The organism is Olivibacter sp. LS-1, assembly GCF_008245145.1.
Classification (GTDB): Bacteria; Bacteroidota; Bacteroidia; order Sphingobacteriales; family Sphingobacteriaceae; genus Olivibacter; species Olivibacter oleidegradans.
This window is the reverse complement of record NZ_CP041643.1, coordinates 3,271,779-3,284,806: the sequence shown is the minus strand read 5'-3', so window position 1 is coordinate 3,284,806 and position 13,028 is coordinate 3,271,779. Positions and strand designations below refer to the sequence as shown.

The following is a 13,028-nucleotide window of genomic DNA, read 5'->3' as shown; positions in this document are numbered from 1 at the left end:
AGGACGACATGTTCGTCAAAGAGCGATCATTTACTTTAGGCTTAAAGTTCCGCCAAAGGTAAAGCAATGAAAAAAGAGGATCCTTTTTCCTTCCCTTGACTTTCTGCCCAAATCTTTCCACTATGAAGTTCCACCAAGGTTTTAACGATCGATAGTCCTAAGCCATTACTTCCTTCTTTGCCCGTTGGCACAGAACTTAGACGGGCAAATTTTTTGAACAGTTTCTTCATATCCTGTTCAGAAAGGCCTTGCCCTTGATCTCGAATTTCAATTAAAGCCTTGTTATCTACCTCCTTAGCTATCAAATTAATCGTTGTATCAGCATATGCGTATTTGGAAGCATTACTTAACAGGTTTTCAAATATCTCGCGTAATCGTGCTTTATCACCGGCGACAGGCCGTTGAATAGTATTTTCGAAAACTACCCGCTGTTTTTTTTGGTTGGCAATAATCTCAAAATCCGTCAAAAGATCTTTAAGCAATGAATCAAGCACACACGGCTCTATCTTAAGCTTCATTTCGCCATCTTCTATCTGCGATAAATTTAACAGATCGTTCAAGCTCGAAAGGATAAAATCGGATGATTTGATAATTCGCTCGGTCATTGCCTGCGTCCCTTTATTCTCCTTTGCCTCTCGCTGAATCAACTGCGCGTAAAGCTTGATGGATGTTAGCGGATTTTTAAGGTCATGAACGGCTGCGTTCATTAAATCAGTTTGTACCCGTACCGCATTGCGTGTAGCTAAACGAAATTTCAACTCATCCATTACTATGGACGCAAGACTCTTCAACATTTCCAACTGCTTCTCTGACGGATATTTAGCTGTAGGATGACTAACACAAAGTGCGCCGATTTTATACCCATCAGGCGTCTGAAGTGGCGCAGCAGCATAGAATCCGATACCAAGCGCTTTTAAATGTTCCGGATTTTCAAGTATCTCCGAAGCCTCTTCTATATTATTAATCACGGCTACTGTGTCCTGTAAAATCGCCCAAGAACAAAGACTATCAGTACGGTTAGTATAGCGTTCAAAATGGCCTGTAGTATCTGATTTTAAGAATACCGTTTTTTCGTCGACAAAGGATATAAATGCGCCCGCAACTTCAAAAAACTCCATAGCCAACTTCGCAATCTTATCGAACGCGTCTTCCGGCGGCGTATTCAGAATATCATACTTATACAGCTTCCGCAAACGGTCCTGCTCGTTCGGAGGAATTATATTGAGCCACTGACGATAGATTCCCATAGGTAGCAATTATGTCGTAAAACTATAATTATAATTTCAACTATCTTCTTTGAGATCATTGATATCCCTTAAGATGATTTTTTATTGACACAATTGCAAGATACAAAAAATGGGCGACCTCTTTTCGGTAAAGGAAAAATTTGTAAGGCTTGGATGACTTTACTTCCTATATATCCCGAAAATGAAAAGGATCAGGTAAAATTCGAAATCTCAAAGGGCGCCACAGAAAGATTAAATGGAAAAGGGGCTAAGCACCCCCTTTAGAAATATAATGAATTAGGCATCAAATTTATACCCAACTCCCTTTACGGTAGAAACATAATCATCCCCTATCTTCTCTCGCAGCTTTCGAATGTGCACATCAATGGTTCTGTTAGTTACCACAACAGAATCTTCCCAAATACTCTTCAATATTGTTTCTCTAGTATAAACTTTTCCAGGTTTAGAAGCTAATAAGTATAACAATTCAAATTCTTTTTTTGCAAGAACAATTTTCTCATCGTTCTTATATACCAAAAAGGTTTCCCTATCGATTACAAGGTCGGCGATTTCAACTTTATTTTCTAAAGTCTCTTCTCCTTTGCTGTTTCTTCTCAAAATTGCATTAATCCTGCTAATCAACGCCCTTGGTTTAATAGGCTTCGCGATATAGTCGTCAGCACCAACATTAAAGCCTGCAATTTCGGAATACTCTTCACTTCTTGCTGTAAGAAATACCATAAAAGTGTTTTTAAACTCCGGCATGCTTCTCATAATCCGACAAGCTTCAATACCATCCATTTTCGGCATCATGATGTCAAGTATGATGAGATCCGGGTTTATCTTCCGTGCCGTTGATACAGCTTCCTGTCCGTTAGTGGCCGTAAAAACCGAATATCCTTCACGCTTTAAGTTATATTCAATTAGTTCGACTATATCGGGCTCATCGTCAACGACTAATATCTTGTATTTAGCACTGCTCATGTTCAATAATTTTAGGTCTAAATTATGTACTTAATTGCAAATAAAAGTTAAGACAGTATTAACAAATTGTTAATGATCACCCATTGCTTGACATCTAGTTAAAATTATAGCGTTTTTTCCAAAAAATCTGCCAGTTTTTGTCCTCTTAGATTTTTAGCAACAATAATACCCTCCGGATTAAGCAGAAAAGACGCAGGAATACTTGAAATTTTGTATAATTCTGCAGCTTTACTATTCCACGCCTGCAAATCTGATACATGTGTCCAAGTTAACTGATCATCTTTTATTGCTTTCAGCCAAGCAGCTTGATTATTATCCAAGGACACCCCTAATATCGTAAAATTTCTATCTTTATAAGTATTGTATTGTTTTACAATATTGGGGTTTTCCTCTCTGCAAGGCACGCACCAGGATGCCCAAAAATCGACAAGGGTATATTTACCACGGAAGTCCGACAGCTTGACTGTCTTCCCTTTTTGATCCATTAATTCAAAATCGGGCGCTTTCTGCCCCACCATTAGCGGTTTCAATTCAGCCATATGGGTAACAAAATCTCGCACGGCAGCATTTTTAGGAAATTTATCCTTTATAGTGTCGGCATAGGCCATCATTTCCGCTTCGTACTCTGCGGGATCTAATGAACTTATTGCATAGAAGCCCGCTAAATTGTTAACATTTCGATTAGCGAAGGCCAATACCTCTTTTGAAAATTGGTCCAGGTTGTTTTTATATTTCACAAACAGTTCATCCCTAATCTCTTTTTCTTTTGACGGCTCCCTTTTTAATCGCATTTGAAATTCGCCTTCTATTTCCCTGGATATGGCAGAATAACGGGTATTAATTTCACTAAACTCCTTTATTTTGCTAGAAATTTCGGAACCAATAACTTCGTAATTTCCACTCGGATCTTTGATATTGGCCTTAAAGCTCACCTCTTCGCCGTTGGAAAGAACAAAAAAGTAATTATTTTCTCCAACTTTTAAATTGTAAAACTGCGGGATAGGTGCCGTTCTCCGAAAGCGAAACTTATTATCGTCATTCAAAAAAGCTGAATCTACAACCTCCCCTCCTTCATATAAAAAAACTTTTTTGACCTGATCGTTGTTGATAAGCTCGCCGTTCAAGACAAACTGATCCTTATTACTGCAAGCAGCCAAAACAAAAATACTTAGAGCTCCTAATATCTTCTTCATCCGTAAATATTTAGTTCAAATTCATTTAACCAACAAAAGATTTCGCTTTTTCAAGAGCAACGGTTAAACCTGAAGAATCCTTTCCTCCTGCTGTTGCATAAAAAGGTTGACCACCACCACCGCCTTTTATTTCTTTTGCCAGCTCCCTAACAATTTTTCCCGCATCCAGCCCACGGCTCACTAAATCATCCGATAATACTACAGTTAAATTAGGTTTACCATCAAAATCAGCGGCTAATACTAAAAACAGACCATTATCGATTGCCTTTTTTATAGCAAAGGCTAAATTTTTAACAGCATCTGCATTTGGTAACTCCACTTGCTCACCGATAAAACGCACTCCATTAATGTCAATTGCCTTTTCTACAAGCACCTGCCTTAACTGTTGGGCCTTTTCCACCAATGATTTTTCTACCTCTTTTTTCAGTTTACTGTTTTCCTGTAAAAGACCGGTAATAGCGGCACTCAGATCTTTAGGATGTTTAAGTAAGTTTTTCAACTCATTGATCAACTCATCCTGCCTATCAATAATTTCTTCTGCCCGTCTACCGGTAATAGCTTCAATGCGTCTTACACCTGCGGCAACGGCACCCTCGCTCAAAATTTTGAAGAAGCCGATATTTCCGGTATATTGGACATGCGTTCCGCCGCATAATTCTTTTGAAAAGTTTTCATCGAAAATTATCACCCGTACAAAGTCACCGTATTTCTCACCGAATAAGGCTGTCACTCCCATATCAATAGCATCATTATACGGTACATTCCTTCGTTCATCCAAGGCTAAATTTTCTCTGATTTTTGCATTGACAACTTGTTCAACTCTTCTTAATTCTTCATCGGAAACTTTAGCAAAATGGGAAAAATCAAAACGGAGCACCTCTTCGCTTACTAAAGATCCTTTTTGATTTACATGTTCTCCCAAAACTTGCTTTAGTGCTGCGTGTAACAGATGGGTCGCTGAATGATTACTTTGGATATCCCGACGCCGATCTTCAGCTACCTTCGCAAAAAAAACACCTTCAAGATGCGAAGGGATTTCATCAGAAAAATGGATAATCAATCCATTTTCCTTTTTCGTATCAACAATCTGAATCGTTTCTTTCGATGTTTCATGTATTAAAATTCCGGTATCTCCCACCTGTCCACCACCTTCCGCATAAAATGGTGTTTGCGACAACACTAATTGGTATTGAATCTTTCCCTTAGCTGAAACTTTACGATATTTAAGTATCTTCGTTTCGGTTGCTAAGTTATCATATCCTACAAAGTGTGTTTCTCCATCTTCACTTACGGTAACCCAGTCGCCCGTATCAATCGCAGTCGCAGCTCGTGAGCGCTCTTTTTGTTTATTCAACGCATTTTCGAATCCCGGCATATCTACTTTCCATCCCTTTTCCCGAGCCATCAAATCAGTCAAGTCGATCGGAAATCCATAAGTATCATATAATTCAAAAGCGAAATCCCCACTAACCAGCCCCTGATCAGTGTGATAGCTTTCAAAGCGCTGGATACCGGTTACTAAAGTTCGTAAAAAAGATAACTCTTCTTCCAAAACAACTTTTTGTACGAAATCCTGCTGTTTGTAAAGTTCATCAAATACGCCTTCAAACTGCTGAGCCAGCGGAATCACTAATGTATTTAAGAAGGGCTCTTTGAAATTTAAAAATGTATAAGCATAACGAACGGCTCTCCGCAAGATCCTTCTAATTACGTATCCCGCTTTGTTGTTAGACGGAAGCTGTCCATCTGCAATAGCAAACGAAATGGCACGAATATGGTCAGCCATTACGCGCATCGCAATGTCCTGCTGCTCGTTTTCGCCATATTGTACCTTCGCCGCTTTCGCAATTAACTGGATAAGCGGCTGAAAGATGTCCGTATCATAATTGGAAGTTTTGCCCTGCAATACACGTACCAGGCGTTCAAAGCCCATACCCGTATCCACATGCTTTGCAGGAAGAGGTTGCAAGGAACCGTCTTTTAAACGATTAAACTGCATAAAGACATTATTCCATATTTCAATTACTTGCGGATGATCAGCATTGACCAAGGTGCTCCCATCAATCATCCGACGCTCTTCGTCGCTTCTACAATCCACATGTATTTCAGAGCAAGGCCCACACGGCCCGGTCTCCCCCATTTCCCAGAAATTATCCTTTTTGTTTCCCTTCAGGATGCGGGTTGAATCAATATGTTCTTTCCAATAACCATAGGCTTCGGTATCTTCCGGTAAACCTTCCTCGCTGTCTCCTTCAAATACAGTAACATATAATCGGTCTTTATCTATTTTGTAAACATTGGTTAAGAGCTCCCAACTCCAGGCTATTGCCTCTTTTTTGAAATAATCACCAAAGCTCCAATTGCCCAGCATTTCAAACATAGTATGATGGTACGTATCGATACCAACCTCTTCTAAATCATTATGTTTCCCCGACACCCTCAAACAACGTTGCGTATCTACAACCCTTGAATACTTAATGGGAGCCTCACCCAAAAACAGTTCTTTAAACTGGTTCATCCCGGCATTGGTAAACATCAGGGTTGGATCATTCTTTACTACGATCGGTGCAGAAGGTACTATTTCATGTCCCTTGCTTTTAAAAAAAAATAAAAATGCTTGTCTTATTTCTCTACTAGTCATTCACTAGAATAATTAAATATGTTCCAACGGCTATCTTAAAGATGCACAAAGTTAAGCTATTTCAAGCACGATCGCTAACAGAATCGGCTCTTATTAAAAAAGCTGTCCAAAAACCACTTACCATGTGCTTCCAGACAGCTTACTAGACAAAATCAAAATTGATTATTTGCTTAATTCCGCATAATACTTATGAAACAAAGGAATGGTTTCAATACCTTTAAAATAGTTAGCGATATCATACTTTTCATTTGGTGAATGAAGATTATCACTATCTAGTCCAAAGCCCATTAAAACCGTCTTCAATCCTAATTCCTTTTCGAATAAGGCAACAATTGGAATACTGCCACCACCTCTACATGGAATCGGTGCCTTTCCAAAAGCCTCCTCAATTGCTTTTTCGGCAGCTTTGTAGGCCGTACTATCTGTTGGTGTTACAGCCGGTTCTCCACCGTGATGAGGTGTCACTTTCACTTTTACATATTTCGGAGCTAAGCTTTCGAAATGCTTTTGAAATAAACTCGTAATAACAGCAGACTGCTGATTGGGTACCAGTCGCATCGAAATTTTTGCTGATGCCTTTGATGGAAGAACTGTTTTTGCCCCTTCGCCGATATAACCACCCCAGATTCCATTAACTTCCAAAGTAGGGCGAATCCCCGTGCGTTCAATACTTGTATAACCTTTTTCACCCCATAGCTCCTCAACTCCAAGATCTTTTTTATATTCATCTTCATTAAAAGGAGCTTGGTTTAGTGCTTCTCGTTCTTCCGCACTTAATTCAATGACATCGTCATAAAACCCGGGAATGGTAATATGGTTATTCTCGTCATGAAGTGAAGCGATCATTTTTGCTAAGATGGTCGCCGGATTTGCCACAGCTCCACCATAAACGCCGGAATGAAGATCTCTATTGGGACCTACCACTTCTACTTCTAAATAGGAAAGTCCTCTTAAGCCGGTTTCGAGTGATGGGGTTTCCAAACTGATCATGGCGGTATCCGATATTAGGATAACATCAGCGGCTAATTTTTCTCTATTTGCTTTAACAAAAACGTCTAAATTTTCAGATCCTACCTCTTCTTCTCCTTCGATCATAAACTTGATATTACAAGGCAGTCCACTCGTTTGTTGCATAACTTCGAAAGCCTTTATATGCATATACATTTGTCCTTTATCATCACAAGCACCACGGGCAAAAATTTTGCCGTCGCGCACGGTAGGTTCAAACGGTGGCGTGTGCCACAATTCCAGTGGTTCCGGTGGTTGCACATCATAATGTCCATATACGAGAACAGTAGGTTTAGTTGGGTCTATAATTTTCTCCCCATAAACAATTGGATTGCCAGCTGTCGGGCAAACTTCTACATTGTCCGCACCGGCAACCTTTAGTTTTTCAGCAATATAATCGGCCGTTTTTAAGACATCGCTTTTATACTTTGAATCGGCACTAACAGATGGAAAGCGTAGCAATTCAAACAATTCATCCAAAAATCGTTGCTTGTTTGCTTCAATATAGTCTTTAATGTGTGACATAATTTATTGTGTTTGTTGCAAACCTACATAAAATCGGTTAAAATCCCATGTAAGCTCACGATGTCTCCATATTAGTTCCGTACTATATTCACACTATATCGGCTATATAGAAATGCAGGAAAACAAGAAGCGAAAGCGGATACATACTAAATGACAGGTGGGCCTGACGTGGAAATAAGGTGGACTTCACGTGGACTTGACGTGGATTCGAAAATTGAGATAGAAGATTTAAGATTAGATCAGGGAGACTAATACGAATCTAAGCCAATTCTATCAATTTACAAAATTCAAAGGATTGGATTTAAAGTATAAATATTTCGTAAACTCATCTTGCTTTTAATTAAGTTTGCATTGTCGCTTCCCAACCCTTAAAAGGGCTAACTCCGAATATTCTTAAGCGTTTTTTATCACAACATATACATATTGTAATGATTCGTTTCTTACAAATTTATTTAGATGCCTACCGTGGTTTATCCCGCCCGGCCTGGATGCTGGCACTTGTCATGTTTATCAATAGAAGTGGAGCCATGGTACTCCCTTTTTTAGGTGTCTATATGACAAACAAGCTCAACTATTCTATAGAAGATGCAGGAATCATTTTAAGTTGTTTTGGTATCGGCGCGGTTAGTGGCTCTTGGCTTGGCGGGTGGCTAACCGATCGTTTTGGGCATTTCAGGATACAAACGTGCAGCTTATTCTTAACCGCTCCACTTTTTTTCATTTTGCCTCAATTACAATCCATGGAATCACTGGCTTTTGGAATTTTCTCATTGAGTCTGATATCAGAGACTTTCCGACCTGCCAATTCAGTATCCATTACCCATTATGCGAAGTCCGAAAACATTACAAAAGCCTTTTCCCTCAATAGAATGGCTATTAATTTAGGTTTTTCAATTGGTCCTGCCCTAGGTGGTTTTCTGGCTTCCGTTTCTTATGATCTTCTATTTTATGGAAATGGCATCACCTGTTTAGTGGCCGGTATTTTGTTTTTCTTTTATTTCAAAGGAAAAAAGGGCCACCAAAAGAAAAGAGAAAATAACATTGAGCATACTTTTCCTCGGCGCTCACCTTATCGTGACACACCTTTTATGCTATTTAGCATTCTATGCACGCTTTACGCAATCTGTTTCTTTCAATTGCTTAATACGCTTCCCTTATTCTACCGTTCTGTCTATCAATTGAGCGAATCACAAATTGGACGGATACTCGCTTTTAGCGGTTTAGTGGTTTTTTCCCTGGAAATGCTGGTAGTGCATATTGCCGAAAAAAAGCTATCGACCGCAAGCGTTATTATAGTTGGCACATTATTATGCGGTGTATCCTACGTGCTTTTAAATCACCACACCGGTCAGTGGATATTATATTTTTCTATTTTCATTCTTTGCTTATCTGAAATTTTGGCTATTCCTTTTATGGCAACGGTTACTGCCAATAGAAGTGGCAAAAATAATCAGGGAGCGTATATGGGATTAAATGCTTTGGCGTTTTCGGGAGCGCATATTATATCTCCCTACATTGGAACGCATATCGCTGCTACTTATGGTTTCACTGCCTTGTGGTGGGGAACCGGAGCAATGACAGTAATCACAGCTATTGGGTTTTTATGGGTATTCCGGTTAATGAAGCGTTGAAAAAACACAACGCTTCATTGATGTTTGCTACCTCCGCGCTTGACTATACAGCAACATTTCCCTTTATACCTCCTATAAATGAAGGAATCTGTTCTAAATAATCCTTTTGACTGAGCAAACGAACAAAAGCACTGCCCACGATGGCCGCGTCTGCATACTGTAATGCATGATCAAAACTTGCCTGATCAGTAATGCCAAAGCCAACAACCAAGGGATTGCGAAGATTCAAGGCGTCGACGCGTTGAAAATAATGCGCCGTTTGTTCAGATACTACAAGATTTTTACCTGTAGTGGCATATGAAGATACCATGTAGATGAAGCCCGTGCTTAATTCATCGATTTTTCTAATACGCTCTTCCGAGGTTTGTGGTGTAATCAAGAAGATATTACTAATATTATATTTCTTAAAAACTTCTTGATAAAGCTCTTCGTATTCATACATTGGTAAATCGGGAACAATAACCCCATCGACACCCGCTTCCGCGCAAGCCCGACAAAACCTCTCCACTCCATACTGCAACATTGGATTTACATATCCCATTAACAATACCGGAATCTGTACCTCTTTCCTTAACTCTTTTAATTGGTTGAACAAAAGATCAAGTGACATACCATTCTTTAAAGCCTCTTCCGAACTGTGCTGAATTACGGGACCATCAGCCACCGGATCAGAATACGGGAAACCTATCTCTAAAAAATCAACACCCGATGCTTCCAATATTTTAGCTAACGCAATGGTACTATCTATATGCGGATAACCGGCAGTATAATAAATAGAAAGCAATTTTTTATCGCCCTTGTTATCAAATAATTGTTTTATTCTGTTCATTCTAGTGCTTTTTCTATGCTTATCTAAAAATTGAAATATTTCATATAATTGTCCAAATCTTTATCTCCGCGACCCGACAGGCATACAACTACATTATCCGAAGGTTTAAATGACATTTTTTCCAACTGTGCCAAAGCATGAGCACTTTCAATGGCTGGAATAATCCCTTCTAATCTGGTTAATAAAAGTCCTGCTTGCATCGCTTCATCATCCGTTATGCTCACATATTTTGCACGGCCGATTTTATGTAAAAATGCATGCTGAGGACCAATACCCGGATAGTCTAAGCCAGCGGAAATAGAGTAAGGTTCAATCACTTGCCCATCACTAGTCTGCATCAAAATAGTTCGACTACCGTGTAAAACTCCTTCTTTTCCAAGCACGGAAGTTGCTGCCGAGTGGCCGCTATTTACCCCTTTCCCGGCAGCCTCTGCGGCAATCAACTGTACCTGCTCATCGTCTAAAAAATGGTAGAACATTCCCATTGCATTACTTCCTCCACCTACACAGGCAATCGCATAATCAGGTGTTTCCCGACCGGTTTTTTCTAAGAGTTGGCTACGAGTTTCGGCAGAGATGACCGCTTGAAATCTTGCAACCATATCAGGATAAGGATGTGGGCCTACTACAGAGCCAATGATATAGTGCGTGTCTACCGGGTTATTAATCCAATCGCGCATAGCTTCATTTGTAGCGTCCTTCAAGGTTTTACTTCCTGACGTTGCGGGACGGACTTCTGCTCCCATCATTTTCATGCGGGCTACATTAGGCGCTTGCCTATTGATATCTATTTCGCCCATATAAACCACGCACTCAATTCCCATCAGTGCACATACCGTGGCGGTGGCAACACCATGCTGACCCGCTCCGGTTTCAGCGATGATGCGTTTCTTTCCTAAACGCTTTGCCAGCAAAATCTGTCCGATGGTATTATTTACTTTATGAGCACCTGTATGGTTCAAATCTTCTCTCTTCAAAAAGATATTGGCACTGTATTTTTCAGAAAGCCGCTGAGCCAAATAAAGCGGAGAAGGTCTTCCAACGTAATCTTTCAGCAGCTGCTCGAATTCTTTTTTGAAGCCATCTTCGTTCATAATTTCCAAATAACGAAGCCGTAGCTCCTCTATATTCGGGAACATCATTTCCGGGATGTACGCCCCCCCGAAATCCCCATAATATCCTTTTTCATTGACCTGATAACTACTCATTTTATTCTTTCAATTTACATTCTTTTTATACTGTATCCTCTATAAAAATAAGTCCACAATGGTAGAGGGGAACCAATTTGGATTTGTTGGAAGCACTCATCGTAATAAACAACAAGTCTGATTAAGGTGCATGTACTGCAACATTTTAACAGCGGCTACTAGAGAATATTGATCGCAGTAGCGTTAAATCCTTGAGTCCCGGACTTTCTTCAAATTTTGAATTTACATCAAGGGCATAAAGGCGCGGATCGTTTAAAGATAAGGCGCTCGCGATGTTTTCCGGACCAAGACCACCACTCAAAAAGAAAGGTTTTTCCAGTTTATATTGTTCGATTAGCGACCAGTCGAAAAGTTGTCCTGTTCCTCCGTATCCCTGGCTTTTCGTGTCGAAAAGAAAAAAATCAACTAAAGCTTCGTATGCGTCCAATTGTTGCCAATCAAAATCCTGCGAAATACCGAAGGCCTTAATAATCGGCACGTTTAAATCTTTTAAGGTCTTCACAAAAGCAGGGTTTTCATTTCCATGTAACTGTATAGCCTGCAAGTTGTAACTATTTTTTGCTGCCCTTATCCGATCGGTCGAATCGTTGACAAATACACCTACCTTTTTGACCGATGATAAAGCGCTCAAAAATTCAGGTGATAAATCAGCAATATAACGTTTCGATTGCTCATAAAATATAAAACCTAGGTAATCCGGCTTTAACAAAAGGACTTCCTCTATGTTTGCAGGATATTTCATGCCGCAAATTTTCAGCTTAGCTTGCATATCAATAAATTGCTTTTTCTTTTTTAACCAATCGATTAAAGCTAAGGAGCGCCTTTTTTGATAATAAAGATGCCTCTGCTTCATAATAGCAATCGGCAAAAGACTTACTTGGACAAATGGTTTGTATCGCTATAGCCGCATTGCACAACACTACATTTTTTTGCGCAAAGGATGCCGTACCATTTAAAACATCCATAAAAATACGTGCGGCCTCTTCAATCGTTTCTCCTCCATTTATTTCATTGGCTCGTACCTTATCAAATCCAATAGATTCCAAAGACACATACTGTTCTCCCTTGTTTCCAATCACCTTAAAATCGCCTGTCAATGATATCTCGTCGTAACCATCAAAAGCGTGCAGTATTGAATATCTCTTGTTGGTCTTCTGATAAAGATACCCGTAAAGCCTAGCTAATTCCAAGCTAAATACACCAACCGATTGGTAAATTGGTTCTGCTGGATTAACTAGCGGCCCAAGCATGTTAAAAAAGGTCTTCACGCCTAGCTCTTTTCGTATAGGAGCCACAGTTTTCATTGCCGGATGAAATAAGGGGGCATGTAAAAAGCAAATGCCGGCTTCGTCCAAGCTTCGATAAATTTCGCCAGGTTCATTTGTAAAACGATAGCCCAAAAATTCCATGACATTAGAGGAGCCGCATCCCGAAGATACTCCATAGTTGCCGTGTTTTGCAACCTGATACCCAGCTCCGGCCACTACGAAGGAAGCAAGCGTTGAAATATTAAAAGTGTTTTTTCCATCTCCCCCCGTTCCGCATAAGTCAATCAGTTTATAGTCTTTAAAATCTATTTTTAGACATAAGTCAAGCATGGCATCCCGGAAACCGGCTAATTCCTCTACCGTAATATTGCGCATACAATATGCCGTCATAAATGCCGCCATTTGTGATGAATTGTATTTACCGGAAGTAATATTGGTTAGTATTTCGTAAGCCTCTTCCTTTGTAAAAGTTTTACTTTCAAACAAATGTGTTAATATTCTTTTCATCTAATGTT

Annotated in this window: 10 protein-coding genes; 1 reads left to right on the top strand and 9 read right to left on the bottom strand. The window is 39.7% G+C overall.

Features of this window, described 5'->3' with window-relative positions:
- Positions 1-41: 41 nt before the first annotated feature.
- From FKG96_RS13355 to FKG96_RS13335, 5 genes are all read right to left on the bottom strand, one after another.
- Positions 42-1,247, bottom strand: a complete 1,206-nt coding sequence (locus FKG96_RS13355; protein ID WP_130857406.1) for a GAF domain-containing sensor histidine kinase — start codon at positions 1,245-1,247, stop codon at positions 42-44.
- A gap of 276 nt (positions 1,248-1,523) precedes the next feature.
- Positions 1,524-2,210: a response regulator transcription factor gene (locus FKG96_RS13350; protein ID WP_013666371.1), complete on the bottom strand. Its 687-nt coding sequence runs from the start codon at positions 2,208-2,210 to the stop codon at positions 1,524-1,526.
- Between the two features lie 104 nt (positions 2,211-2,314).
- Positions 2,315-3,403 carry a peroxiredoxin gene (locus FKG96_RS13345; RefSeq protein ID WP_130857405.1) on the bottom strand — a complete coding sequence of 363 codons (1,089 nt, stop codon included), beginning with the start codon at positions 3,401-3,403 and terminating at the stop codon, positions 2,315-2,317.
- Between the two features lie 25 nt (positions 3,404-3,428).
- Positions 3,429-6,044, bottom strand: coding sequence for an alanine--tRNA ligase (gene alaS / locus FKG96_RS13340; RefSeq protein WP_130857404.1), 2,616 nt, complete (start codon positions 6,042-6,044; stop codon positions 3,429-3,431).
- A 162-nt stretch (positions 6,045-6,206) separates the two neighbouring features.
- Positions 6,207-7,577: a dipeptidase gene (locus FKG96_RS13335; protein WP_013666368.1), complete on the bottom strand. Its 1,371-nt coding sequence runs from the start codon at positions 7,575-7,577 to the stop codon at positions 6,207-6,209.
- 428 nt (positions 7,578-8,005) lie between these two features.
- Here FKG96_RS13335 and FKG96_RS13330 point away from each other — a divergent pair, with 428 nt between their 5' ends.
- Positions 8,006-9,208: an MFS transporter gene (locus FKG96_RS13330; protein ID WP_130857403.1), complete on the top strand. Its 1,203-nt coding sequence runs from the start codon at positions 8,006-8,008 to the stop codon at positions 9,206-9,208.
- 43 nt (positions 9,209-9,251) lie between these two features.
- Here the strand turns inward: FKG96_RS13330 and trpA are convergent, their stop codons facing one another.
- The 4 genes from trpA to trpD form a co-directional block, all read right to left on the bottom strand.
- Positions 9,252-10,037 carry a tryptophan synthase subunit alpha gene (trpA, locus tag FKG96_RS13325; RefSeq protein WP_013666366.1) on the bottom strand — a complete coding sequence of 262 codons (786 nt, stop codon included), beginning with the start codon at positions 10,035-10,037 and terminating at the stop codon, positions 9,252-9,254.
- A 23-nt stretch (positions 10,038-10,060) separates the two neighbouring features.
- Complete coding sequence (gene trpB, locus FKG96_RS13320; RefSeq protein ID WP_130857402.1) at positions 10,061-11,245, bottom strand: tryptophan synthase subunit beta; 1,185 nt, start codon at positions 11,243-11,245, stop codon at positions 10,061-10,063.
- A 145-nt stretch (positions 11,246-11,390) separates the two neighbouring features.
- Positions 11,391-11,987, bottom strand: coding sequence for a phosphoribosylanthranilate isomerase (locus FKG96_RS13315; RefSeq protein ID WP_242627323.1), 597 nt, complete (start codon positions 11,985-11,987; stop codon positions 11,391-11,393).
- A gap of 28 nt (positions 11,988-12,015) precedes the next feature.
- Complete coding sequence (trpD, locus tag FKG96_RS13310; RefSeq protein WP_130857401.1) at positions 12,016-13,020, bottom strand: anthranilate phosphoribosyltransferase; 1,005 nt, start codon at positions 13,018-13,020, stop codon at positions 12,016-12,018.
- Between the last annotated feature and the right edge of the window lie 8 nt (positions 13,021-13,028).